Source organism: Sulfitobacter guttiformis (genome assembly GCF_003610455.1).
In the GTDB taxonomy this organism is placed as follows: Bacteria; Pseudomonadota; Alphaproteobacteria; order Rhodobacterales; family Rhodobacteraceae; genus Sulfitobacter; species Sulfitobacter guttiformis.
The window spans coordinates 980,691-1,005,755 of record NZ_RAQK01000001.1; the positions used below are offsets into that span (position 1 = coordinate 980,691).

The 25,065-nt window shown below is 56.0% G+C and carries 30 protein-coding genes; 13 read left to right on the forward strand and 17 right to left on the reverse strand.

Annotation, left to right across the window (positions count from 1 at the left end):
* Together C8N30_RS04715 and C8N30_RS04720 are read right to left on the reverse strand one after the other, a co-directional pair.
* Positions 1–606, reverse strand: coding sequence for a LysE family translocator (locus tag C8N30_RS04715; protein WP_025063351.1), 606 nt, complete (start codon positions 604–606; stop codon positions 1–3).
* Complete coding sequence (locus C8N30_RS04720) at positions 603–1,397, reverse strand: uracil-DNA glycosylase (protein WP_025063352.1); 795 nt, start codon at positions 1,395–1,397, stop codon at positions 603–605. Before C8N30_RS04720 ends, C8N30_RS04715 begins: the two co-directional genes overlap by 4 nt.
* A 107-nt stretch (positions 1,398–1,504) precedes the next feature.
* On the opposite strand from C8N30_RS04720, the gene C8N30_RS04725 reads away from it, so the two are divergent.
* The 9 genes from C8N30_RS04725 (at position 1,505) to C8N30_RS04765 (ending at position 7,762) form a co-directional block, all read left to right on the forward strand.
* Positions 1,505–2,443 carry an aspartate carbamoyltransferase catalytic subunit gene (locus C8N30_RS04725; protein ID WP_025063353.1) on the forward strand — a complete coding sequence of 313 codons (939 nt, stop codon included), beginning with the start codon at positions 1,505–1,507 and terminating at the stop codon, positions 2,441–2,443.
* A 113-nt stretch (positions 2,444–2,556) separates the two neighbouring features.
* Complete coding sequence (locus C8N30_RS04730; protein WP_147419676.1) at positions 2,557–2,937, forward strand: hypothetical protein; 381 nt, start codon at positions 2,557–2,559, stop codon at positions 2,935–2,937.
* Positions 2,931–3,464, forward strand: coding sequence for a hypothetical protein (locus tag C8N30_RS04735; RefSeq protein ID WP_025063355.1), 534 nt, complete (start codon positions 2,931–2,933; stop codon positions 3,462–3,464). The genes C8N30_RS04730 and C8N30_RS04735 overlap by 7 nt, the downstream gene beginning before the upstream one ends.
* 97 nt (positions 3,465–3,561) lie before the next feature.
* Positions 3,562–3,993, forward strand: coding sequence for a hypothetical protein (locus tag C8N30_RS04740; RefSeq protein ID WP_025063356.1), 432 nt, complete (start codon positions 3,562–3,564; stop codon positions 3,991–3,993).
* Between the two features lie 76 nt (positions 3,994–4,069).
* Positions 4,070–5,344 (forward strand): dihydroorotase, encoded by a 1,275-nt coding sequence (gene pyrC, locus C8N30_RS04745; protein ID WP_025063357.1) that lies wholly within the window; start codon positions 4,070–4,072, stop codon positions 5,342–5,344.
* A gap of 15 nt (positions 5,345–5,359) precedes the next feature.
* Positions 5,360–5,968 carry a glycerol-3-phosphate 1-O-acyltransferase PlsY gene (gene plsY / locus C8N30_RS04750; protein WP_025063358.1) on the forward strand — a complete coding sequence of 203 codons (609 nt, stop codon included), beginning with the start codon at positions 5,360–5,362 and terminating at the stop codon, positions 5,966–5,968.
* Entirely contained in the window at positions 5,965–6,249 is a 285-nt protein-coding gene (locus C8N30_RS04755; protein WP_232222836.1) for a hypothetical protein, read from the forward strand. The genes plsY and C8N30_RS04755 overlap by 4 nt, the downstream gene beginning before the upstream one ends.
* The gene (locus C8N30_RS04760; protein WP_025063360.1) at positions 6,246–6,893 is read left to right on the forward strand and encodes a DUF3108 domain-containing protein; all 648 of its coding nucleotides are present in this window, start codon (positions 6,246–6,248) and stop codon (positions 6,891–6,893) included. Before C8N30_RS04755 ends, C8N30_RS04760 begins: the two co-directional genes overlap by 4 nt.
* Before the next feature lie 290 nt (positions 6,894–7,183).
* Positions 7,184–7,762: a DUF805 domain-containing protein gene (locus tag C8N30_RS04765; protein WP_025063361.1), complete on the forward strand. Its 579-nt coding sequence runs from the start codon at positions 7,184–7,186 to the stop codon at positions 7,760–7,762.
* A gap of 7 nt (positions 7,763–7,769) precedes the next feature.
* On the opposite strand, the gene C8N30_RS04770 is transcribed toward C8N30_RS04765, so the two are convergent.
* Genes C8N30_RS04770 through C8N30_RS04780 form a run of 3 tightly spaced genes read right to left on the reverse strand, consistent with a single transcriptional unit; the run spans position 7,770 to position 10,445 of the window.
* Complete coding sequence (locus C8N30_RS04770) at positions 7,770–9,140, reverse strand: glutamate--cysteine ligase (RefSeq protein WP_025063362.1); 1,371 nt, start codon at positions 9,138–9,140, stop codon at positions 7,770–7,772.
* 55 nt (positions 9,141–9,195) lie between these two features.
* A complete protein-coding gene (locus tag C8N30_RS04775; RefSeq protein ID WP_025063363.1) occupies positions 9,196–9,723 on the reverse strand; it encodes a hypothetical protein in 528 nt (175 codons plus the stop codon).
* Positions 9,720–10,445: a 16S rRNA (uracil(1498)-N(3))-methyltransferase gene (locus C8N30_RS04780; RefSeq protein WP_025063364.1), complete on the reverse strand. Its 726-nt coding sequence runs from the start codon at positions 10,443–10,445 to the stop codon at positions 9,720–9,722. The genes C8N30_RS04775 and C8N30_RS04780 overlap by 4 nt, the downstream gene beginning before the upstream one ends.
* Positions 10,446–10,456: 11 nt before the next feature.
* On the opposite strand from C8N30_RS04780, the gene ubiA reads away from it, so the two are divergent.
* The 3 genes from ubiA to C8N30_RS04795 all read left to right on the forward strand — a co-directional run bounded on the left by ubiA (position 10,457) and on the right by C8N30_RS04795 (position 13,714).
* Positions 10,457–11,431, forward strand: a complete 975-nt coding sequence (gene ubiA / locus C8N30_RS04785; RefSeq protein ID WP_025063365.1) for a 4-hydroxybenzoate octaprenyltransferase — start codon at positions 10,457–10,459, stop codon at positions 11,429–11,431.
* Between the two features lie 61 nt (positions 11,432–11,492).
* Entirely contained in the window at positions 11,493–13,391 is a 1,899-nt protein-coding gene (locus C8N30_RS04790; RefSeq protein ID WP_025063366.1) for an OmpA family protein, read from the forward strand.
* On the forward strand, positions 13,388–13,714 hold the full coding sequence (locus C8N30_RS04795; RefSeq protein WP_025063367.1) for a hypothetical protein: 327 nt from the start codon (positions 13,388–13,390) through the stop codon (positions 13,712–13,714). The genes C8N30_RS04790 and C8N30_RS04795 overlap by 4 nt, the downstream gene beginning before the upstream one ends.
* A gap of 93 nt (positions 13,715–13,807) precedes the next feature.
* Here the strand turns inward: C8N30_RS04795 and C8N30_RS04800 are convergent, their stop codons facing one another.
* The 11 genes from C8N30_RS04800 to C8N30_RS04855 form a co-directional block, all read right to left on the reverse strand.
* A complete protein-coding gene (locus C8N30_RS04800; RefSeq protein WP_025063368.1) occupies positions 13,808–14,254 on the reverse strand; it encodes a universal stress protein in 447 nt (148 codons plus the stop codon).
* A 77-nt stretch (positions 14,255–14,331) separates the two neighbouring features.
* Positions 14,332–14,775, reverse strand: a complete 444-nt coding sequence (locus C8N30_RS04805; protein WP_025063369.1) for a molybdenum cofactor biosynthesis protein MoaE — start codon at positions 14,773–14,775, stop codon at positions 14,332–14,334.
* Position 14,776: 1 nt separating this feature from the next.
* A complete protein-coding gene (moaD, locus tag C8N30_RS04810) occupies positions 14,777–15,022 on the reverse strand; it encodes a molybdopterin converting factor subunit 1 (protein ID WP_025063370.1) in 246 nt (81 codons plus the stop codon).
* A complete protein-coding gene (pgsA, locus tag C8N30_RS04815) occupies positions 15,022–15,687 on the reverse strand; it encodes a CDP-diacylglycerol--glycerol-3-phosphate 3-phosphatidyltransferase (protein WP_025063371.1) in 666 nt (221 codons plus the stop codon). The genes moaD and pgsA overlap by 1 nt, the downstream gene beginning before the upstream one ends.
* Positions 15,688–15,832: 145 nt before the next feature.
* Positions 15,833–17,698 carry an excinuclease ABC subunit UvrC gene (uvrC, locus tag C8N30_RS04820; protein WP_025063372.1) on the reverse strand — a complete coding sequence of 622 codons (1,866 nt, stop codon included), beginning with the start codon at positions 17,696–17,698 and terminating at the stop codon, positions 15,833–15,835.
* Positions 17,699–17,983: 285 nt separating this feature from the next.
* Positions 17,984–18,763, reverse strand: a complete 780-nt coding sequence (locus C8N30_RS04825; protein WP_025063373.1) for an SDR family oxidoreductase — start codon at positions 18,761–18,763, stop codon at positions 17,984–17,986.
* 10 nt (positions 18,764–18,773) lie between these two features.
* Positions 18,774–19,733, reverse strand: coding sequence for a calcium/sodium antiporter (locus C8N30_RS04830; RefSeq protein WP_025063374.1), 960 nt, complete (start codon positions 19,731–19,733; stop codon positions 18,774–18,776).
* 168 nt (positions 19,734–19,901) lie between these two features.
* Positions 19,902–20,699, reverse strand: a complete 798-nt coding sequence (locus tag C8N30_RS04840; protein ID WP_025063376.1) for a S49 family peptidase — start codon at positions 20,697–20,699, stop codon at positions 19,902–19,904.
* A 49-nt stretch (positions 20,700–20,748) separates the two neighbouring features.
* Positions 20,749–21,510 (reverse strand): ABC transporter permease, encoded by a 762-nt coding sequence (locus C8N30_RS04845; protein WP_025063377.1) that lies wholly within the window; start codon positions 21,508–21,510, stop codon positions 20,749–20,751.
* Complete coding sequence (locus C8N30_RS04850; RefSeq protein WP_025063378.1) at positions 21,507–22,439, reverse strand: ABC transporter ATP-binding protein; 933 nt, start codon at positions 22,437–22,439, stop codon at positions 21,507–21,509. Before C8N30_RS04850 ends, C8N30_RS04845 begins: the two co-directional genes overlap by 4 nt.
* 68 nt (positions 22,440–22,507) lie before the next feature.
* Entirely contained in the window at positions 22,508–23,017 is a 510-nt protein-coding gene (locus C8N30_RS04855; protein WP_025063379.1) for a CoxG family protein, read from the reverse strand.
* Between the two features lie 78 nt (positions 23,018–23,095).
* Here C8N30_RS04855 and C8N30_RS04860 point away from each other — a divergent pair, with 78 nt between their 5' ends.
* Positions 23,096–24,073 (forward strand): DMT family transporter, encoded by a 978-nt coding sequence (locus C8N30_RS04860; RefSeq protein ID WP_025063380.1) that lies wholly within the window; start codon positions 23,096–23,098, stop codon positions 24,071–24,073.
* Between the two features lie 10 nt (positions 24,074–24,083).
* On the opposite strand, the gene C8N30_RS04865 is transcribed toward C8N30_RS04860, so the two are convergent.
* Positions 24,084–25,049, reverse strand: a complete 966-nt coding sequence (locus C8N30_RS04865; protein WP_025063381.1) for an NADPH:quinone oxidoreductase family protein — start codon at positions 25,047–25,049, stop codon at positions 24,084–24,086.
* Positions 25,050–25,065: the final 16 nt, after the last annotated feature.

A 25,065-nucleotide genomic window follows, 5' to 3' on the forward strand; every position in this document is an offset into this window, starting at 1 on the left:
TCACTCCATCACTGCAAGGCGCACTGCCAGCGCAGCATAAATACTTCCGGTAACATAGCCCAAAGCACTCGACGATTTAACAAGTTTGGCGCCAATGGTTCCTGCAAAGGCACCAACAAGACCGTTCACCACAAAACCGCCCAGTGCGATCATTGCACCGAACGCGAGAAATTGCAGAAATACGGGTCCTGCTTCCGGCACTACAAATTGGGGAATAAAAGCGAGAACAAACCAGATCACTTTGAAGTTGCTCAAATTTGTAAAAAACCCTGCGCGAAAGGCACGCAACGGCCGCATTCCTTCACCCCGTGCGTTTACACCGCTGCTACGAAGGGCCTGCACTGCAAGATACAGAAGGTACGCCACCCCTATCCAGCGGATCGCCATAAATGCCCAAGGAAACGCAGTTATTACCGCCCCGAGGCCCAAACCCGCAATGGTAACATGGACCAAAGCACCCGCGCTCACGCCCGCACTAGCAGCCCAGGCAGAAGCCCGCCCCGAGCGCATCCCTTGTGCAAGGCACAGCATCATATCCGGCCCTGGGGTCACGTTAAGCGCGAGTGCGGCCGGAACAAACGCCAGCAAGACCAGCGGGTCGATCATCTAGACACGTCCTTTGACTTATCCAGAGCAGCCTTGAGATTTAACAAGTCTGCCCAAGCCTCTCGTTTTGCTGCCGGATTGCGCAACAGATAGGCAGGATGGCACATCGGCAAAGCAGGCTTATCGACCGCCACGGTCCATTCCCCCCGCAGTCGCGTGATACCGCGTTTTGACAAAAGCGCCTGACAAGCCCAATTACCCATGACGACCAGCACCGCTGGATCAGCCAGTTCGATATGCCGCTGCAAAAACGGTTTCATCATCGCGATCTCTTCGGGTTTGGGATCACGGTTGTGCGGGGGGCGCCATGGCAATGTATTGGTGATATAGATGGGTGCATCTGCGCGTGTGCGTCCCATATCGATTGCCGCAAACATCTTGTCCAACAGCTGCCCCGCAGCGCCGACAAAAGGCTGGCCTGTACGGTCCTCGTCCCGGCCCGGCGCTTCACCGATAATCATCACGGGCGCACCTGCTATCCCGTCACTAAATACCATATTACGCGCGCCGCGCTTGAGTTCGCACAGATCGAACGCCTCCATGGCTGCGCGCAATTCCTCCAGCGTGGTTGCTGATTGTGCCGCGTCTTGCGCCTCGGCCACCGGGTCCCGTTCGGCCATTCTGACGGGTCCGCGTGTCAGATGCGGCTTTTCCTCTGGTTGTTTGGGCTTTGTCAGACGGTCGGGTAGTGCATATCGGTCAACAGGTTCATTCCCGATGCACTCGTCCGCGCCCAGCTCTATCTGCCAATCCAAAAGCGCGCGCGCTGTGTCAAAGTCCACTGATTCCATGGTGCCACTCTACGCCCCTGTCCACAGGATCAAAATGCCCCATCCGCCGCTTCTTGCCCGTCTGGGCACAGCTCCCTATAACGAGCCAAACAGCGTAGGGTTTGATCATGAGTTATCCACACCGCCACCTGCTTGGTATCGAACCACTACACCCGTCAGAGATCACTACCCTGCTGGATCTCGCAGACAGCTATGCCGACAAGAACCGTACCGCCGACAAACATGGGACAGCCCTTAAGGGGTTGACCCAGATCAACATGTTTTTCGAAAACTCTACCCGCACTCAAGCAAGCTTTGAGATCGCGGGAAAGCGACTCGGAGCGGATGTGATGAACATGGCGATGCAGGCGAGCAGCATTAAAAAGGGTGAGACCCTGATTGATACGGCAATGACCCTCAATGCGATGCATCCCGATCTGCTGGTGGTGCGTCACCCGCAATCAGGAGCGGTAGATCTGCTTGCACAAAAGGTAAATTGCGCTGTGCTGAATGCAGGTGACGGGCGGCACGAGCATCCCACTCAGGCGCTGCTTGATGCCTTGACGATCCGGCGCGCCAAGGGGCGGCTCCACCGGCTTTCTATAGCGATTTGTGGCGATATTGCCCACAGCCGTGTTGCCCGCTCCAACATCATGTTGTTGGGCAAAATGGAAAACCGCATCCGTCTGATCGGCCCACCAACGCTGATGCCTGCCGGCATCGCAGAGTTTGGCTGCGAGGTTTTCGACAACATGGAGGAAGGCCTCAAGGACGTTGACGTGGTGATGATGCTAAGATTGCAAAAAGAGCGCATGGATGGCGGCTTTATCCCCAGCGAAAGGGAGTATTACCATCGATATGGTCTTGACGCAGAAAAGTTATCCCACGCCAAGCCGGACGCGATTGTGATGCATCCCGGTCCGATGAATCGTGGCGTTGAGATTGACGGCACGCTGGCCGATGACATCAACCGCAGCGTCATTCAGGATCAGGTCGAGATGGGCGTGGCCGTGCGTATGGCTGCAATGGATCTCCTGGCACGCAATCTCGTGAGTAATCGCGGATGACGACATCAGAATTCTGGGACAAGGTGCTTGAACCAAACGAAAACCTCCTCTGGTCCGGGAGGCCCGCCCCGACATTTCACCTGCGAAACTGGCGGCTTTACGGATCAGCGCCGATGGCCGCACTGGGCCTTTTTTCAGCGGCATGGCTCATCATTGCGACAACCGGCAGTGAAGGCGACATCTGGCTGCTGGTGTTGCCCGCCCTTTTAGTCGCAATACCTGTCCGAAGCACCTTGCAACAGATCCGAGTCTACGGGGCGACCCGTTACGCCCTTACCAACAGGCGCGTATTGTTTTTCAGAATCGAGGGCGACGAGACCCGCGTGAAAGCGCACCCACATAGCGCAATCTGCGCGCCTGATGTTATCAATACCTTCCCGCCCAGCGTCAGCTTCCTGCGGTATGGAAAGGATCCGAAAAGCACTTTAGGCTTTGAGTATATCAAGAATTCCGAAATTTTAGTGCATCATCTGGAGCAGCGGGAAGAATGGTAACAATCGATATTCCGCGCAATGAAAGCGGCACAATCCGCGTCTTTGCCATTTCACGCCCGATGGCCGATATGGCCCGCGCCGTACAACGGCAGGGAACTCAAGCGCTAGGCGCAGAGCTGTTGGGCCACGAGGTCAAATCTGACGAGATCGAGCTTTTTGCCCTTTCCGATCTGGCAGGAGTAGGTCTGCACGGCTACTTAAGTGAAGGGTATGATATTGACAAATTCGCGCTTCAAAAAGATTTCAGACGGCTCAAAGCGCTGGACGGCTATGTCCTGCTGCATTTCTCGCGGCTCGGGGCGACGCAAGATATCACGTTGTCCCTCCACAGCGATCTGACGCTTATCGGCAGCTATGCGGAACCAAAACCACTTCATACCGGCCCGCCGATTACCGCAGCCTCAGCGGAGCTTTATTCGGGAGCCAGGGCTGCGTTGAAATCACCGGCCCGATCCCGATTGGGCAGTATTCTGACAGGCGTGATCGTACTGCTGCTTTCCCTTTTTATATGGTGGATACTGCGATGAAAGAACCCAAACCTGATCCCAAAATGTCAGGCCGTATTGCGATGATTGCACTTCTGGTCGCCTTTGCCGTAGCCGCGGGCATGGTGTGGATGGCCGGATGAGCGACGCACTTGCCGCATGGTCGCCTACACTGCCGGTTTTTATGCGGCGTTGTGCGATTGTCGGCTTGCTCACGATTGGCCTGATGATGGGGCTTGGCTGGGGCATCGGCAAAACCACCGGTTTTTGGCAGGTGATATATGTCGGGCCTGTTCTAGTGCTTGCGTATAACATCGGGTTCGACGATCCCGCCCGGTGGCGCGCTGTCCGCCAGGACAGGTGGTATCTACGCTCTGACGCCCTCATCCACCACGGGCCTGACGGTGAGGTACGCATACCGCTAGCGGATATTTTGGATGTGCGCACACGGCTGGGGTGGAGCGCGGTTGTCTACCTCAAGGACCGGCAACGCGTGCGCATCGCCTATGTAGAAACGCCAAATAAAATCGCAGCGCAAATCATTGCAGCACGCAACCGCCTGACCCTGTGACACGAGCAAGATACATCTGTATTGACGCAAGGAAAAAACTGCGCCACGCCCTGCATCAGCACCGGAAAGACACGCCATGACCCTTCATTTCATTAACGCTATGCTGATCGATCCCGAAAATGGCACCGAATTCTCCGGATCCGTTACCGTCGATGGCGCGTTCATCAGTGCCGTGACTGCGGGCGGGATCGCCAATCCAATAGGCGAGGTGATTGATTGTCGTGGTAAATTCCTTGCTCCCGGCATTGTCGATCTGGGTGTCAAGGTGTGTGAGCCCGGCGAACGTCATAAAGAAAGCTACCGCTCCGCAGGTCTTGCGGCAGCCAAAGGTGGGGTAACCACCATGGTGACACGCCCCGACACGACCCCTGCCATCGACAGCCCCGAGACCCTTGAGTTTGTGACCCGCCGCGCGAACGAAGCATCGCCCGTGCACGTTCTCCCCATGGCCGCCCTGACCAAAGGACGCGAGGGTCGCGAGATGACGGAAATCGGATTTTTGATGGACGCAGGCGCCGTGGCCTTTACCGATTGCGATCATGTGATCACCGACACACGCGTGTTTTCCCGCGCACTGACTTATGCCCGCAGCCTTGGTGCGTTAGTAATCGCTCATCCTCAAGAGCCGGTTCTGAGCAAGGGAGCCGCCGCAACTTCGGGCAAATTTGCCTCCCTACGCGGATTGCCAGCGGTCTCTGCAATGGCTGAGCGCATGGCGCTGGACCGTGATATGGCGCTGGTCGAGATGACAGGCGCGAAATACCACGCGGACCAGATTACAACAGCACGCGCTTTGCCACCATTGGCACGCGCCAAAGCGAACGGGCTGGACGTCACGGCGGGTGTAGGCATTCATCATCTGACCCTCAATGCACTCGACGTTGCGAATTACCGGACCTTTTTCAAGCTCAAGCCACCGCTGCGTGAAGAGGAGGACAGGCTTGCCATGGTAGAAGCAGTGGCCTCCGGCCTCATCGACATTGTCTGCTCTATGCACACACCGCAGGATGAAGAGAGCAAGCGGTTGCCCTTTGAGGAGGCGGCATCGGGGGCGGTAGGCCTTGAGACATTGCTGCCTGCCGCCCTGCGCCTCTGGCATTCCGGCATGATTACCCTGCCCCAGCTCTGGCGGGCATTGTCGTTCAACCCCGCTCAGCGCTTGGGTTTGCCATCGGGCAGGTTGGCGGCCGGCGCGCCAGCCGATCTGGTGCTATTCGATGGACACACACCTTTTGTGATGGACCGCGCCACGCTGCGCTCGAAATCGCGTAATACGCCGTTTGACGGAGTGCGGATGCAAGGTAAGGTCCTCACCACATACGTATCCGGTGCCTGCGTTTATACCGCCTGATTTGGAGAATACCTCATGCCGATGATTGAAACCTCGCTGATGCTACTGCTGCTTTGGGCGGTAATGGGATACCTTCTCGGTTCTGTACCATTCGGAATAGTAGTGGCCCGTGTGATGGGTTTGGGCAATTTACGCGAAATCGGGTCCGGCAATATCGGGGCCACCAACGTCTTGCGTACCGGATCCAAACCAGCCGCAGCCGCTACATTAATTCTCGATGCTGGAAAAGGGGCCCTTGCCCTTTTGCTGGCACGCCATTTCGCGGGCGAAGACGCAGCGCAGATTGCAGCGTTCGCGGCGATGGTTGGTCACTGCTTCCCTGTTTGGCTCAAATTCGAAGGCGGCAAAGGCGTCGCGACCTTTCTCGGCATATTGATCGCGCTGGCGTGGCCGGTCGGCTTGGCCGCATGCCTCGCATGGCTGATAGGCGCAGGTTTGTCGCGTATGTCGTCCATGGGTGGGCTGTTATCAGCTGCCGCCTCCAGCATTCTGGTTGTCTTAATGGGATACGGCACCGGCTACTTGCTGTGCGTGCTGCTCACTGTGATTATCTTTTGGCGTCACCGCGCCAATATCGCCCGCATCCGAGCTGGAACAGAGCCCAAGATCGGCCAAAAAAAGTGAGGCAAAGCGCGCCGCAGGGATTTGCCAAGGCCCTCAGAGCGATCCCGAAGGGTACGTCAACAGGGTGGATGGACGGCAAACGCTATACAGCGACCCGCACGGATTTCAATAATGGCCGCTCGGTGAAGCTGGTGGCAGAAGCGCTGGACCAATCCGATTATATCAGTCTCAATTTCTACGACCTGCAAAGTGGTGGGCAGATTGCCCCATGCGAAATGCCGCCTGAAAAGGTGATCGAATTCGTCGATAAGTATGCCTCGCTACCGGAGGGCGCGCCGTGAAATACTTTGCGCTGATCTGCGCAGGGCTTCTCGCAGCGCCTGCCTGTGCTCAAGAATTCAACGTATCAATGGGGGGCAAGACCCTTGGACAGTTAGAATTTGTAGAGCAGGGGAACACAGCCACCCTAGAAACCACCCTCGATAGCACCCCGATGGGCGTCTTTAACGGCACATTCACCGGCACCAGCAACGGCACAACCGCAACCAGCCGCTTTGTCGCAGAGAGCCGGTCTTCACGTAAACAGCGCAGTGTCACTGTCGAGATCGCCCAAGGTCGTGCCACAAGTACCGCCGTTACCCCACAAGAGGAGTTAACAGACCTCTCGGATATCACTCGTGTGCCCTCAGGCGTTATGGACCCCGTGCGTACTATTGGCGCCTTGATAAGTGCAGGCAGTTGCCCCGCTGCGATGCAGATGTATGACGGCCGCCGCGTAGTCTCACTCTCACCGGCGGCACGCGACATGGAAGGGGGCACCCTGACATGCACGATGGACTACCGTGTCATTGCGGGACCGGGGCATCTGTCACCGCTGGGTATATCGTCAGCCAAATTGCTGATGCGGTATGATCCAGACGGCGTATTGCGCCAGATCCAGATTGTATCGGGCATTTTCCGCGTAAGCCTTGATCGACAAGGTTAGCGCGTTGCACCAAGCTGATGCCGTTTTCGCGAGCTAAATCCATGAGCGGCCCTCCCACACCGGGGAATCATGTGCAGGTAGCATTGGGTTACCCTGCCACTCGTGCCTGAAGACCCTGTCTTTCGACCGGCATTACCTGCATTTGGGTCCGTGCCCGCGCAGAGATAATTGCAAACAAAAAGAGCCTGCGCATACCGCGGTTTTCTCAACGGCCTTGATTGAACACATTTTCAACCAGATTTGGCCATTTCGCCCGATCAAACTGGGGTTTATTCATGAGGGAAAGCGCCATGACAGGACCATTAACCGCACTCAACCTTGCGTTCGTAAACTACTTTAAATTCTCTGGTCGTGCGACACGGGCGGAGTTCTGGTGGTTCACATTGGTCTATATAATCGTTGGGGCTGCCCTCTTGGCGCTGGATTTTATGACAATCGCCCCCATCTTTTTGGCAGAGAATTACTCCGCGCTCGCGACACTTGGGTTTTTTGACCTTTACTATCCGATCTTTGCCATCCTCACCGCCATACCCTACCTTTCGTTGTCGATCCGGCGCTTACACGATGTCGGATTTTCAGGCTTTTGGTGGCTGCTTAACTTTATTCCCTTTGTCGGTAGCCTTGCCCTGATCGTGCTTTATTGCATCCCCGGCAACAACAACTCTTCACATCACGGCGGGCCCAGATCGTCACCACCAGACGCAACAGGCAAACAACCGACTGCGGACGCGCACAAACGTGCGATGCAAGGCTACGCCCTGCTGTTTGACAAAGACAAACCTGTCACGGCTGAAGTACAAGCCGCCCGCAAGGCAGAGATATCAAATTATTACCGCCAAAAGGTCCTTAAACCTGTAGCGGGCGTTTGACTTTTCCTTAGTAGGAGAACTCGGAATAGATGCGGCTCAGGTCGCCTTTCCACTCGCCGTTGTAGCAATCCAAAAGCTCGTCGGCGGGTGTCTTTCCGGTTTCGATACTTTCCTTCAGAGCGTTGAGGAAATGCGTCTCGTCGGGGACCAGACCACCTGCACCGCTGCGCGCACGCGCTTTGAGCCCCGCCTCGGAAATTGCGACAACCTCGCGTGCGAGATCGTGCATATTGATCCCTCCGACCTTAGCCTGAAGGCCGTCAACCGACGCCGCGACACGCAGGGAATCACGGGTTTCAGCATCCCAGCCTTTTACCAGATCCCAAGCGCCATCCAGCGATGTTTGGTCATACATCAGGCCGACCCAGAAGGCTGGCAGAGCGCACAGGCGGCGCCACGGCCCGCCGTCAGCGCCACGCATCTCGATATAGCGTTTGGCCCGCGCTTCGGGGAATGCTGTCGTCAGATGATCGGCCCAATCACTCAGGGTCGGCGTCTCGCCGGGCAACGCCGAGAGTTTACCGGCCATAAAGTCGCGGAACGACAGGCCCAGCGCATCGATGTATTTGCCATCGCGGTAGACAAAATACATCGGCACATCGAGTGCATAGTTCACCCAACGCTCGAAGCCAAAACCCTCGTCAAAGACGAAAGGCACCATACCAGTACGCGCCGGATCAAGGTCGCGCCACACACGGCTGCGCCATGATTTATGGCCGTTCACCTTGCCCTCAAAAAACGGCGAGTTGGCAAACAGGGCCGTAGCAACAGGTTGCAAAGCGATGGCGACACGCATTTTCTGGACCATGTCTGCCTCTGACCCGAAATCGAGGTTGACCTGAACGGTACAAGTCCGGCGCATCATAACGCGTCCCATTGTCCCAACCTTGGTCATATATTCGTTCATCAGCTTGTAGCGGCCCTTGGGCATCAGATCCATTTGGTCATGGGTCCATTCCGGTGCAGCGCCCAAGCCAATAAACCCGACACCGATCTCGTCGGCAACATCCTTGACCTCTCGTAGGTGGGTATTCACCTCGTCGCAGGTCTCGTGGATGGTCTCGACAGGTGCGCCGGACAGTTCAAGTTGCCCACCGGGTTCAAGCGATACATTGGCCCCGTCTTTCTCCAGTCCGATGAGTTTTCCGCCCTCTTCGACAGGTGTCCAGTTATGGCGGTCGCGCAGCCCTTCCAGCATCACACGAATCGAGCGCTCACCCTCATAGGGGAGCGGCAGGTTGGTATCAGTGCAATAACCGAACTTCTCGTGCTCCGTGCCAATTCGCCAGTCTTCCTTCGGCTTGCAACCGTCAGCAAGGTATTGGGTAAGTTGATCAAAATGCTCGATCGGGCCGCCGCCGGATTGGGGAATAGACATTTTTGGCACTCCGCTTGGTGTTTAGTCCGCAGCGTTGCGGAGAATCTCTGGCTCGTCAATGCAGCAGGGCGTGGGCAGGGCGCAAGGGGGTGCGCTCCCAAATCACAACTGTGTGCCTGCGCCCCGCGCGCAATTCAGTCAGCATGCGTTCAGTCCGCAGGCCCGGCAATTTGGCAAAAGCATCAAATAATGCGTCCGAACCGGCGGCATTCACAGGGATCAGCAGCGCCTCCTGGCCCGACACATCAAGCTGCCAGTGCGCAGGCCGTGAGGTGGTATCGAGGCTAAGGCGTTCAAGATTTTCGAGCGCGACAACTCCGCCAGTGAGCGGCCCGAAATAGGCAATTTGTCCCTCGTCTACCTGCACCGCGCCAGGTCCGTCACCTGTTCCGCGAAACCGCGCACGTTGAAAACCCACAACACCAAGGGCGACACTGCCCAGCACCAGCGCCCAACCGGGCACGGCAAGCAACAAGCCCGGCCCGAAGATCAACCACATCCCCAGCAGTACAAGCCCCACCGCCACCAACACCTCGCGCCAGCGCCACAAAACGGCCATTGCTTCGGGTCTGAAAAACATCAGCGCCAGTCCCCCAACGCCTGTTGCCAAATCGTCAGCGCTGCGACTGCCGCCGTATCCGCTCGCAGGATTCGCGGCCCGAGCGATACAGAAGTAGCACATCCCAGTGTTTGCAATCTTGCGCGTTCACGTTCCGAAAATCCGCCTTCCGGCCCAATGAATATCGCCCATGGCCCAGCATGCGCTGCCGCAAGGGGCGCATGCACTGAAGAGGAGAGAGCCTCGTCGCAGAACATGATGTGGCGTTTTTTGTTCCAAGCGCCCAACAGCTTGTCAAACCGCACCATCTCAGCCACTTCGGGCACAAACGTGCCGCCGCACTGCTCCGCCGCTTCTACGGCATGAGCCTGCAAGCGGTCCCGCTGTATCCGGCCCGAATTTGTAAATTCGGTCTGTACAGGCACAATCCGCGCAGCACCCATTTCGGCCGCTTTCTCAACAATAAAATCGGTCCGGGCTTTTTTGATCGGCGCAAAACAAAGCCAGAGGTCGGGCGGCATCTGCAACGGCCTAGCCTGCCCCAGACACGTCAGCGCCCCGCCACGCTTGCCCGCTTCGGTGACCTCGGCACGCCATTCGCCATCCTGACCATTGAACAGGAGTATCTGCGCGCCTGTCGTCTGCCGCATTACCCCGAAAAGATAATGCGCCTGCCCACGGTCCAAAGGAACTGTTTGCCCATCCCCTAAAGGGTGCTCTACATAAAGTCTGATTTTCGCGTCCATGGGATGGATATATGCAAGACAACGCCCCACCGCCAGAGCGCCCTGACACGGGAACGGTTGCAGATGCCTATTCCCGCAACTGGGTTGACCTTTACGCACCTGCGGCAACGCGCCCCTATCTCCGGCTTAGCCGAGCAGACAGACCGATCGGAACGTGGCTGCTGCTGATCCCGTGCTGGTGGGGATTGGCGCTCGCAATGCTTTATGACGGGCGGGCCTCATGGTTTGATTTGTGGATATTCTCAGGCTGCGCCATCGGCGCGTTCCTGATGCGCGGGGCTGGCTGTACGTGGAACGACATATCCGACCGCGACATAGACGCGCAGGTAGCCCGCACGCGTTCGCGGCCGATTCCGTCAGGTCAGGTCAGCGTCAAAGGCGCTGTGATCTGGATGATCGTGCAAGCTCTCGTTTCGTTCGCGATTCTGCTGACGTTTAATGCGGCTGCGATCCGTCTCGGGATTCTCGCGCTGATTCCCGTCGCGATCTACCCTTTTGCAAAGCGGTTCACATGGTGGCCACAGGTTTTTCTGGGCCTTGCGTTTAACTGGGGGGCGCTGCTGGCATGGACCGCCCATACCGGACGCCTCGACGCGCCTGCGGTTGTTTTGTACCTCGCGGGAATCGCATGGACCCTGTTTTACGACACGATTTACGCCCATCAAGACACCGAAGATGATGCACTGATCGGGGTTAAATCAACCGCCCGCCTGTTCGGCGAGAATACTGCACAATGGTTAAGGCGGTTTTTGATGGCCACCGTTGGGCTCATGGGGATCGCTGTGGTTTATGCTGCACTTCCAAACGCGCCTGTCCTCGCCCTTGCCGTTGCAGTTTGCGGTCCTTGGGCGATGGGGTGGCACATGGCTTGGCAGCTTAGGGGGCTGGACATCCACAATACCGATAAAATGCTACAATTATTTCGGGTTAACCGCGACACCGGCATAATCCCGCTCTTGTTTTTCGCCGCGGCCCTAGTCCTTTGATTGCACCACGCGCGGCGGGGGCGTATCACACTGCTAACCGTCAACAGTTCTGAAAGTGCCTATGCGCCTCTCATCAATGCTCACGATTTTTCTGACCTTTGCGGCCGCCGCTGTGGTGGCCCTAGTAGCAGCAAGTTTCTCGGTACAGCTGATCGAGGACTCGTCGGAGATCGGTGTGCGTGATGCACTTGATGAAAAAGGCATGACATGGGCAGAAGTCGAGGCGAACGGGCTGCAAGTCTCTTTGTCAGGAATTGCCCCCACTGAAGCAGTCCGGTTTTCCGCGCTTACAACCGCAGGGTCTGTTGTTGATGCGGCCCGTGTGATCGACGATATGGGTGTTGCCGCTCAGGAAGCGCTCGCCGCTCCTAAATTCTCGGCGGAGATTCTGCGTAATGAAAGCGGTCTTTCAGTTATTGGCTTGATCCCGACGAGCACGGACCGCACTTACGTGATTTCGCGATTTATTAGCATTGCGGGCACAAAAGGCGTAACCGACTTGCTCGAGACTGCAGATTATCCAGCGCCCGAAACTTGGGAGAGCGCGCTTGAATTCGCGCTGTCAGCCATGAGCAGCCTGCCTCGTGCAAAGGTATCCATCGAGGCAGAGCGAGTCGCGATTACTGCGATAACGAACACAGCACAGGAAAAGGCCCGGCTTGAGCAAAATTTGCGCCGCATGGTGCCAGCCCGGATCAACCTTGTCCTCGACATTTCTGCCCCCCGCCCTGTAATTACTCCTTTTACCACACGGTTCCAGATCACTCCCGAAGGGGCCAGCTTTGATGCCTGCTCGGCCGATACGGCCGACGCTTCAGAGCGGATATTGGCCGCGGCGCGGGCCGCGGGTGCGCAGAATCCACGCTGTATTGTCGGCCTTGGTGTACCCACCCCGCGGTGGGCAGACGCTGTGACCGCCTCGATCAGCGCACTCACAAAGCTTGGCGGCGGATCCATAACGATTGCAGATGCCGATATCACACTCGTGGCAGCACCTGGTACAGAACAGTCTGACTTTGATACAGTTGTAGGCGAACTTGAGAATACACTTCCTCCGGTGTTCGCCCTTCAATCAAAGCTGCAGCGAGAAACTGATCCGAATGCAGGTCCGCCTGAATTCAACGCGAGTCTGAGCCCCGAGGGACGGGTACAGCTGCGCGGCCGCGTCAATGATGATGCCTTGCGCGAACTGACAACCAGTTTTGCAAAAGCCCGTTTTGGCTCTGATCGCGTACAAACCTCCACACGCGTAGTGGACGATTTGCCGCCGGATTGGGCGACCCGCGTTCTTGCCGGACTAGAAGGATTGGGCCAGCTCAGCAACGGTTCTGTGACTGTGACGCCCGACAGCGTTCAGTTGACAGGCAACACTGGCAATCCTGACGCATCCACGACAATTGCATCGATGTTGGCGGGAAAACTGGGCGAAGGCGCTGCATTCGATGTAAATGTAACCTACCAGAAACAACTTGATCCTGTCCTTGGTCTTCCGACACCCGACGAGTGCGAGGCCGAGATTGGCGCGGTGGTCGCTGCGGGCAAGATCAACTTTGAGCCGGGATCGGCAACCATTGACGCCTCCGCGCTGGGAACGATGGACAGTATCGCGACTATCCTCAAGCGCTGTGGAGAGTTGAACCTTGAAATTCAGGGCTATACGGACAGTCAGGGTGGTGGTGAGATGAACCTCGCGCTGAGCCAGAGCAGAGCGGAGTCCGTCCTGAACGAGCTGCGCGCCCGTCGTGTGGTGACCGGATCGTTCAAGGCCGTTGGCTATGGCGAAGAAAGCCCTGTAGCGGACAATGGTACCGAAGCAGGCCGCGAAGCAAACCGGAGAATCGAGTTTCGTCTTGTTCGCTCCGCCGCAGAGAGCGAACAAGACGAAACAGCACTGGAAAACGCTGCCGAAAACGGTGATACAGCATCAGATGCATCGACCGAAGAAAGCGTTACAGAATGAGCAGATTTGAATTCGTCCTTGCGACAGCCATCATTCTTTTCGTTGCATTCTGTATGGGTTGGTTTGCCAATTGGCTATTGCACCGCTTTACCCGCGTGGCTTCGGATGATGTGGCACAGCTTGACCGAATGAGTCAGGAGCTGCACGAGGCCGAAGAAACCCGCGACCAAGCGATTACCTATCTCCAGCAACGCGAGGCAGAACTCACGAACCAGCTGTCGCAAGCCGAAGCAGAACTGCGTGCCGCCATGGACGGTCTGCGCGATGCCCGCCATGAGGCGGAGGAAATGCGCGCCTATATCGAGAGCCAGCGCGTAAGCTAGCACTCTGCCCTCTCCAAAGCCATACAACCCAAAGTCTGGATGTGTCACGGAACGCGCAGGCGCTGGCACTTGGGCCAGTACCGTTTCGAACGTTTAGGGCACTGTCAGACAGGCACATTTAGCTTTTTTGCTAATCTGGTGGGATGTGCTTCCCAATACAAATGATCCTAAATCCCCCAGACCACGCCGACCGGTAATGATGAGATCGGCGCCGACAGCTTCTGCATGATCGAGAATGTCATGGGCCGGATCGCCATGACCGATATGCATTTCAACCTTGCTCACACCTTCGGACGCCGCCGTGGCAAGTGCCTGCTCCCCGAGCTTTTCTGCCGCCTCGCGCAAGAGTTCCTGTTGGGCAATATTTGCCCCCACATAAAACCCCGAGATCGCGTCGGCCGCATAGACCACTGTTTCATCTCTGGGTGTGTGCATGATTGCGAGCGTTGCATCGAATTTCAACGAAATGCAACAGGCCAGACGCAGCGCACGATCCGAAGCATCAGAACCATCAATACCGACAATAATAGATGTAATCATCTTCTGTCCTCCAATTCAGGTTATCACAGAAGAGTAGTCCAAAAACGGTTGGCCGCTTTGACCTAGATCAAGGCGCGCTACCAACGCGCCAATGCGGCCTCATCCTCATCCATTGATGCGACCCATTCCGCCCCAGCCGCAGTAATCTCGCATTTCCAGAAGGGCGCGCGGGATTTAAGGTAATCCATCAGGAATGTGGCACCTTCAAACGCATGTTTGCGGTGTCGCGCTGCGGTGGCGACCATCATGATCATTTCACCAGGGACGAGACGGCCATGACGGTGAATAACAAGGGCGTCCCCGAGATCGAAGCGCTCTATCGCTTGCTGGACCATCGCCGCGATCGCCTTTTCAGTCATGCCGGGATAATGCTCGATCTCCATAGCTTCAAGCGTATCTTCCGGCAGATCGCGCACAACACCTGTGAATGTAACGATCGCACCCATATCACGCCTGCCGGAGGCAAATGCCTCAGCTTCCGCTCCCAGATCGAAAGCCTGCTCCTGAACGCTGATACGCACGCTATCCACCAGTCATCGGGGGGAAAAATGCCACTTCGCGCACACCGGCGAGAGATGCGTCAAAATCCGACAACTCCTGATCAAGGGCAACGCGTAAGGCCGATAGATCCGCAAATGCCGCAGCGTAGCGCTCTTCACGCGCGCACAACTCGGCGACCAGTTCATTCACCGTGGTCGCCGATGTCTCAATCTTCTCACGCGGCAATCCTGTCCGCTCACGTACCCATGCGAAATACAAAATATCCATTAGCGGCCTTCCTTGAGATGTGGCATCGCTTTGACCAGATAATCCCATCCGGTTACCGCCGTAAGCGCCGCTGCTAGCCAAAGCAACCACAGGCCGATCCGACCGGACCATTCCATCGCGATCGCCTTCCACCCCAAACCCAAATGATCCGGCGCTGCACCCGTCAGAATGTCCTGCACCATCTTATCGTCCATGCCGTAAATACTCATGCCCAGATAATGCTCGAAAACGCCCTGGCTGAACAAAACCGCAATTGCCGTCATCTGAAGGGCGGTTTTCCACTTTGCTAACTTCGTAACCTTCAGCGTACCCGCAGTATCGCCCAGATATTCGCGCAAACCTGAAACAAAAACTTCTCTAAACAGGATCACAGTGGCGGGCAGAACCAAAGAAGGTGACCAACTTGAAAAACCGATGATGACCATCAGCGCGATCACCACCATCGCCTTGTCTGCAATCGGGTCCAGCATCGCACCCAGTTTCGTCTCCTGCTTCCATGCCCGCGCAAGATATCCGTCAATCCAGTCTGTTGCGGCCGCCGAGACAAATAGTAAAAGCGCGAACCAGTCCGCGTAGGGGCGCGTAAAATACAAGAACATGACCGCGACACAGGGTGCTGCGAGCAACCGCAAAACGGTCAGGATATTGGGTACATTCCACTTCATAATCGCACCCTACACTGGCCTCCCCGAACCTAAAAGCACCAACCAAACAACAATTGCTCAGGCCATTGCAAATGTCGGGACTTGCGCCTCAAGTTTTACATATATCCAGTCTGCTGCAGCATAAAGAAGCAAAAAGCCTGATATTCTAACCCTTTTCGTGGAAGTAGGCATAAATAGTCTCGGCCAAAGCGCCCGAAACTCCTTCAACCGCCTTGAGGTCCTGCAAATTCGCCCGTGCAACAGCCTTGGCCGAACCGAAATGAGCCAGCAAGGACCGCTTTCGGGCTGCACCAACCCCGGGCACGTCGTCCAGCGGCGTTGCTCCGACAGATTTTGCGCGTTTGGCGCGGTGCGTCCCGATAGCAAACCGGTGAGCTTCGTCGCGCATACGCTGGATGAAGTAGAGGACCGGATCATTGTGACGCAGCGCCATAACGGGTCTGCCTGTCCGGTGGAACTCCTCCTTGCCAGCATCTCGGTCTTCGCCCTTGGCCACACCGATCATCGGAATATCCTCGACCCCATATTCTCGCATAATATCCCGTACGGCGCTGACCTGACCTGCGCCACCATCAATGAGCAGGAGGTCGGGCCAGTGCCCTTCTTTACGCTCCGGATCCTCCTTGATCAGGCGCTTGAAACGACGGGTTAGCACCTCTTTCATCATGCCAAAATCATCACCGGGGGTGAGATCATCCCCGCGAATATTGAAATTGCGGTATTGGCTCTTAAGCATACCCTCCTGCCCTGCAACGACCATCGCCCCCACTGCGAAAGCCCCCTGAATGTGGGAGTTGTCATACACCTCGATCCGATCGGGGACACGCGGTAAGTCGAACGCATCGGTCAATCCCTTGAGAAGCTTTGTCTGGGTGGCACTTTCCGCCATCTTGCGCGCCAGACTTTCGCGGGCGTTGCGCAGCGCGCCATCTACCAGTTCCGCCTTCTCGCCCCGCTGTGGCACCAGCAACTCGACCTTGCGGTTGATCTTGGTGGCAAGCGCATCTGCCATCAAATCTGGATTTTCAATTTCGTGGCTGAGGATCAACTGCGGTGGCGGATCGCGTTGATCATAGAACTGGCCGATAAAGGCTTCGAGCACCTCTGCGGCTTCCACATCATCGCCTATCCGCGGGTAATAGTCATGGTTGCCCCAATTCTGTCCCGAGCGAATGAAAAACACTTGAACACAGGCCTGACCATCCGACATGTGCAGGCCGATAATGTCCGCTTCGGTAACGCCTTTGGGGTTTATTCCTTGGGTCGTCTGAACTTGTGTCAGCGCCTTGATCCGGTCACGTAATGCTGCGGCACGCTCGAATTCCATTTCCTCCGAAGCGGCAGCCATTTCAGCGGCCAGACGTGTCTGAATGCCAGTACTCTTTCCTGACAAGAACTTTTGGGCATCATCCACCGTCTGCCGATACTCCTCGGCACTGATTTTACCCACACACGGGGCCGAGCACCGCTTGATCTGAAATTGCAGGCAGGGGCGCGTGCGGCTCTCGAATTGCGCATTTGTGCAGTCGCGCAGCAGAAAAACACGTTGAAGCTGGTTGAGGGTCCGGTTCACGGCGCCCGCGCTCGCGAAGGGGCCGTAATATGCGCCCTTCTCTTTCTTTGCGCCACGATGCTTTTTGATCTGGGGGTAATCATGATCACGGGTCACAAGAATATTTGGAAAACTTTTATCGTCGCGCAGCAGAACATTGAACTTGGGCTTGAGCTGCTTGATCAGGTTCTGCTCGAGCAGCAGCGCCTCGGTTTCGGTTTTGGTGGTAAGAAACATCATCGACGCTGTGTTGTCGATCATACGCGCTATGCGAGGGCTGTGACTTCCAGGGCGAGAATAATTGCTGACCCTCGCTCGCAAGTTGCGCGCTTTGCCCACGTAAAGAACGCGGCTTTCACTGTCCAGCATCCGGTAAACGCCCGGCGATCCATCCAGTGTTTTGAGATATCCGTGGATTACCTCATATCCAGTCAATTGGATATTTCCCCCGTCAGACATAAGCGCACGATTCTCTCTTTCCGGTCACGTTTTAGCAGCTTCGGCAACCGTTAACATGTCCACGTTTCCTGTGGATAACTCTGTCGATAACTTTCCGAAATCTAAGATTTTTCGTTACTTCCTAGGGACTTCTCTGAATTGGCTAATTTTTAGGCACATTCTCAACATATTGTTTTAATTTACTTTTTTATATTGAAGCACTAATTATATAGCCATCCTAGGTGAATTGCCGACCAAAAGCAGTGCCAGAGCGTACAACGTGCAAAACTTTGCCTCAGATAGCGACTATTCGACCCCCATCACGTCCGGCGTCTGCCAGCCCAGATGCTGGCCCCCATCCACACAGAGCATTTGCCCTGTCACTGCAGATGCGTCCAGAAAGTAGCCAAGCGCTGCTGTGATGTCATCGGGGTTTGCTCCGCGCTCTAGAACTGTGGCGGCGCGCTGCCCCTCAAAATGGGCTGTCGACTGCCGGCTGCCTTGCAGTGTGGGGCCCGGCCCGATCGCGTTCACACGGATCTGCGGCGCGAGGGCCTGTGCAGTGGTTTGGGTCAATGACCACAGAGCAGCCTTTGCCAGAGTATACGTCATGAATTCAGGAGTAAGCTTGCGGACACGTTGGTCCAGCATGTTGATGATGAGACCTTGTGCCAAGGGCTCCCCCATCGCGTCGGGCAATGACTCCAACTCCTGCAGCGCCATCGCCTGACTCAGAACGAAAGGGGCACGCAGATTTGAATTGATATGCCTTTCCCAGCTGTCGCGGGTGGCGCTGGTGATTGTGTCATATTCGAAGATCGAGGCATTGTTGACCAAACAGGTGATCGGGCCGCCAAGCGCATCGACAGCACGCGGCAGCAACGCCTCCATTGCATCAAGTTCGAGAAGATCGGCCTGTAGGGCAACCGCAACGCGCCCCATTGCATTTATCTGCGCGACAACCTCATCAGCACCCTCGCGCGATGATGCATAATGCACCACAACGTCAAATCCGCGCTCTGCCAGATACAACGCCATCGCACGACCCAGTCGCTGCCCTGCGCCTGTTACTAATGCTCGTTTCATATTGCCGTCCTTAACCTGCCAAAACCACAAAGAGATAGGCGGCATATAGTGCCGTGAGCGCAATTCCCCACAGGCGATTGATGTTTTGGCCAAGATAAACAAAAGGAACGAGCAAGAGCGATGCACCTAACATGACCCACAGATCAAAGCGCAGGAACTCCGGATCCACCTCGATTGGCCCGACCAACCCGGCAATGCCGATAATGGCCAATAGATTAAACATGTTAGAGCCGATAACATTTCCCAACGCCACATCAGCCTGACGTCGCAGCGCGGCAACAACCGTCGTCGCAAGCTCTGGCAGGGACGTGCCGATTGCGACCAACGTGAGACCGATTACCGTATCGCTAACTCCGAAAACCTTGGCAATAATCGTGGCATTATCTACCAGTAGCGTTGCCCCCAGGGGCAGTCCAACCAGCCCGAGGACCAGATACATCCCGATCTTCCAAGCCGGCATATCCGGATCAAACCCCTCAAGGTCCTCAGCGTCATCCGTGGCCTCCGCCATGTCCGAATGCCGGTGCGCACGTGCGTCCCGCGCGGCATCAAACAACATCGCCGCAAGGGCCACCAACAGCGCAATCGAGGCAATCCAGTCAAACACGCCACGATATGCTAACGCGATAAACAACAGCGTCGCGGCGATCATATGGTTAAAAGATTTGCGGGTATTGCATTCGGAGGTGTGCATCGTGGCCAGAAGGGCGGGAATGCCGAGCACCAGTAGGATATTAGCAGTATTTGAGCCGACGACATTGCCCATCGCAATTCCGGGAACGTCATCAAGGACGGCCTTTACCGAAATTAAAAGCTCCGGCGCGGAGGTCCCGAATGCGACGATTGTCAAACTTACAATGAGCGCTGGAATACCGACCCGTAGGCTCAGGTTCACTGCTCCTTTGACCAGCGCATCACCCGCAAGCAACAAAATCACAAGACCCAGCCCCGACAATAACCACGCAGTCATCATCCCTGCTTTCCTCCGCAGGCACAGGGCCCTTTGCCGATGCGGTATCGTCCACATCCCTTACATTTGCGCTGGCTCAGAGTCTTACCACCGATCCAGTGCATTTTGCCAAACCATCCGAGCACGCCAATAAACACCAAAAAAAGAGCAACAATTTTAAGAACCATACTACAGGCCGAACCGTGCATATTGGGCACGTTCTTCAATGCCATGTAGCGCGTCCCCGACGACCTGCGCGCCAAAGCGGCTCAGAATGCCTTTTTTGACACCGTAGCGGCGCAACTTGACCTTCTCGCCAAACCGTTCCTGCAGGTGGGGTTTGAGATGGCCGATGCCATCAATCAATCCAACTTCGATTGCCTTGCGGCCAAGCCATATCTCACCGGTAAACAAGTCACGATCCTGCGTAAGTTTACCTGCACGCCGTTCCGTCACATGCTCTTTGAAGTTAATGTGAATATCCTCCAATAACTCCTTGAGCCGTGCAATATCTTCAGGTTTTTCGGGCTGAAACGGGTCGAGCATGGATTTTGAGTTACCGGCAGTATACACGCGTCGCTGAACACCGTTTTTCTCCAATAGCTCGTGCAAGCCGAACCCCGCCGAGATGACGCCGATGGAGCCCACAACAGACGATGTATCGGCATAAATCTCATCCGCTGCCGCCGCGAGCCAGTAGCCACCAGAAGCCGCCACATCCTCGACAAATGCAATCACAGGTACTTTTTTCTGCTCCGCCAACCGCCGGATGCGCGCCCCGATCAAAGAGGACTGCACAGGGCTCCCCCCTGGTGAGTTTATCTCAAGGGCGACCGCCACGGGCTTACCCTTCGAGAATGCCTTTTCGATTACCGGCGCAAGACTTGCGTCATTGAGCGCACCGCGCCCCGAAGTGCCAATCATGCCCGACAGCCGGATTACTGCGACGGTCGGATCGCTTTTTATAAAGGATAGCAATTTTTTCATATTTCACATGTAGAGCCGCGCAGCCCTCGCAACAAGGAGGCGCGCAATATTATTGCCGGATCCGCCAGCCGGTTTTGAAGATCCACCAGATCACTGCCAAACACACTGCCGTAAATCCGGCGATTGCGATCAAACTCACCCCGATCGGCACATCCGCCGCGCCGAAAAATGACCAGCGGAAACCGGAGATCAGATATACTACAGGGTTGAAATGCGAAATCACTTGCCAGACAGGCGGCAACATCGAGATCGAATAGAAAGAGCCACCAAGGAACACGAGCGGCGTGACAATAAGCAATGGCACCAGTTGCAGTTGCTCAAAGTTACCAGCCCAGATGCCGATAATGAACCCCATCAGCGAAAAGCTGACACAGGTAAGCAGCAAAAAGCCGACCATGGCAAAGGGGTGCTGTATCTCGAAATCCACGAACAAAAATGCAGTGGCAAGGATGATCACACCGATGAATAACGCTTTGGTCGCTGCTGCACCTACATAGCCCATCACGATTTCAAGGAAATTCACCGGCGCTGACAAAAGCTCGAATATCGTGCCTATGAATTTCGGGAAATATATACCGAAACTGGCATTCGAAATGGACTGCGTGATCACACTCAGCATGATCAGGCCCGGTACAATGAAAGCACCGTAAGATACGCCCTCAACCTCTTGAATACGGCTGCCAATGGCCGCGCCAAAGACTACGAAATAAAGTGATGTCGACAGAACCGGCGAGATAAAGCTTTGCGCGATTGTCCGAAAAAATCGTGCCATTTCGAACACGTAGATTGATTTGACTGCGGTCCAGTTCATGGCGCATCTCCTTCATGAACGAGGCCGACAAAAATATCTTCCAGACTTGATTGCCGGGTCTCGACATCGCGCAGGATCAGGCCCGCTGCGGCAACGTCAGCCAATAACTTGGTGATGCCCGTCCGCTCGCCTCTGGTATCATAACTGTAGATCAGCGCAGAGCCGTCCTTTTTGAGGCGCAGCACGTCCGACACCAGACTTGACGGGATTTCGCGAAGAGGCTCGGAGAGTTGTACCTCCAGCTCCTTTTTGCCCATGCGTGCCATCAGTTTTTCCTTGTCCTCGATCAACAGGATCTCGCCCTGTGCAATGACCCCCACACGGTCGGCAATCGCCTCCGCTTCCTCGATATAATGGGTTGTAAGGATGATCGTGACGCCATCGCGCTTAAGATCTGCAACGATCTCCCACATGTCACGCCGTAGCTCGACGTCCACGCCCGCTGTCGGCTCGTCCAGAAACAACACCCGCGGTTCGTGGCTGAGCGCTTTTGCGATTAAAACGCGGCGCTTCATCCCGCCAGACAGCTCCCTGATTTGGCTGTCACGCTTGTCCCACAAGGAAAGCTGGCGCAAAATCTTTTCAATAAGCGCAGGATTGGCGGGTTTTCCGAATAATCCACGCGAGAATTTGACCGTGTTCTGCACCCGTTCGAACGGCTCGAGGTTGATCTCTTGCGGGACCAGTCCGATCATCGCCCGAGCGGCGCGAAAATCTGTCACCGTATCGTGGCCACCCACTTTTACTGTACCGGATGTCGCTGTTGTGATCCCGCAAATTGTCGAAATCAAGGTTGTCTTGCCCGCACCATTCGGGCCGAGCAGGGCAAGGATTTCACCCTCTTCAATCTGTAAATCGACGCCTTTGAGCGCCTCGAATCCGCCTGCGTAGGATTTCCGCAGCGCGGTCACATCAACAATAAAAGGCATCGTCACTCTCCGGTTAGGCTACCCCTACCTAGCCCGGAATACCGCAGCGCAACAAGGGTGCCGCAACACTACGACTTGGTGCGCCCGAACCAGCCTTTTTTAGCCTCCGGCTCGGCCAGCTCTTCAGACGGCTCGGCGGGACCCTCAAGGGTTGTTTGCAGATTGTTAAAGAACTGGTCCGCCATTTTCTTCGCAAAGCCGTCGATGATCCGACTGCCCAGTTGGGCCAACTTGCCGCCCACCTTGGCCTCCACATCATAGCTGAGCTCACAGCCGCCATCTTTTTCCAGCAGCCGTACATCGGCACCGCCTTTGGCGAAACCCGCAGCGCCCCCCTTTCCCGCGCCATCAATACGCAGGGAAGTATCAGGCACCATATCGGTTATCTGAACCTCGCCGGTGAATGTCGCTTTGACCGGTCCAACCTTTTGCACAACAGTCGCGACAAACCCCTCTTCGGGAGATCCGGACACCTCGGTGGCACCCGGCACACATGCCTTGAGCATCTCTGGATCCAGCAGGGCGGCATAAACCTGCGCGGGCGTTGCCGCGATCTGGCGTGTGTCTGACATTTGCATGGCGCTCTCCTGATTGGCTCAGCAACTACGCTATGAATTTTTCTGGACACCTGCAACGGGATTGATGAAGGTGCGCGAATGACAACAACCTCAAACCGCGCAGGAACTGCAATCGCTTTTGTGCTGTTTGGCGTCTTATGCATCTCTTTGAACGATATGCTGATCAAGCAACTCTCGGACGGGTATCCTCTGCATCAGATTATCTTTTTCCGCTCGGTTATCGGCCTATTGGTAACCCTCGTCTTTCTACATTTTGAAGGCGGCCTGCCCGCCCTGCGCACCGATACGCCGGTGTTGCACATCCTGCGCGGCGTGTTGGTGGTGATCGCGAACATGTCCTATTTTTTGGCGCTGGCCGTGCTTCCGCTGGCCGATGCGACGGCGCTGTTTTTCGTGGCGCCGCTATTTATCACGCTGCTGTCGATCCCGCTTCTGGGTGAAAAAGTTGGACCGCTTCGCCTCGGTGCTGTTTTCGTAGGGTTTGTCGGCGTGATCATCATGCAACGTCCATGGGCCTCTTCAGACAGTTTGGATGTCTCGCGGATCGTGCTTTTGCTGCCGGTACTGGCCGCTCTGACCTACGCTTTGAATCAGTTGATGACCCGCAAACTAGGGGTGAAAGCTCCAGCCTCCACGCTGGCGATCTATATTCAGGTCACGTTCCTTGTCGTGTCGGTCACATTCTTTCTTGTGGCGGGGGATGGGCGCTTTGCCGCAAATACAACCAATGCCTCGCTGCAGTTTTTGCTGCGCCCTTGGGTCTGGCCCGCGCCCGATGACAAATTGGTATTTCTGGGTATGGGGGTAAACGGCGCATTGATCGGTTACTCACTCAGTCAGGCATACCGTCTGGCGGATGCTGCAACTGTGGCACCGTTTGAATATATCGGTCTGCCCCTCGCTGTCTTTTGGGGACTATGGGTTTTTGGCGATCTGCCGACATGGGAGGTCTGGACCGGCATTATCCTCATCCTCGCCTCCGGCCTTTTTGTGTTCTTCCGCGAGCGGGTCAAATCAAAGCGGGTCACACCGCGGCCCGTGGCAAGGCGACATTAACGTCTGGGCGCTACGCGCCCACATCTACAACAACCTTGCCAACAGCCTTGCGCGTGCGCAAGAGATCAAGTCCGTCATTTGCCCGCTCCAGTGGTAGAACATTACTTACATGAGGTTTGAGACGCCCCTCTAGATACCAGGCCATGAGCTTCTCGAAACTGCGCGGCAACGCTGCGGGGTGCAACTTGGCATATCCTCCAAGGTAAAAGCCCAGAACTGTCATATTTTTAACCAGCAGAATATTCGCGGGGATCTGCGGGACATCACCACTGGCAAACCCCAGTGGCAGCAGGCGTGCGCCAGGGTTGCAAGCGCGCATTGCCGCCTCAAACTGTATGCCCCCAATTGGATCATAGACCACATCGGCCCCGCCCAGCGCCTTTACACTTGCACGTATGTCATCTGTATCCGAATTGATCAGATGATCTGCCCCCAGTGTCGCACATAGCGCAAGCTTGTCCGCGCCGCGTGCGCAGGCGATCACTTCTGCACCCATCAACTTTCCCAACTCCACAGCCGTGAGGCCGACTCCCCCGGACGCGCCCAACACCAACAAACGCTCGCCGGAGCGCAATTGCGCACGATCCTCGAGCGCGATGTGGCTAGTCCCATAGGTGATCAAAAATGCTGCCGCGTCGGTGAAAGGCATAGCATCAGGGATTGCGACGCACACCTCCGCCCGCAATACCGCATACTCTGACAGCCCGTTTACACCGCAATAGGCCGCAATGCGCTGACCCACATAAAAACCGCCTACACCTTCGCCGGTCTGCGTGATCGTTCCCGCCAGCTCCATCCCAGGCACAAAAGGAAGTGCAGGCTTTTCTTGATATTTTCCATTAATCAACAAGGTATCGCCAAAATTCAGCCCACAGGTGGCCACCTGCACAACGACCTCACCGGCCTTGGCAATGGGCATCTCGCGTTCCACCAACTCAAGCGCGGTGTTGTAGTCTGTCAGCTGCATCGCACGCATGGGGGGAGCTCCTATG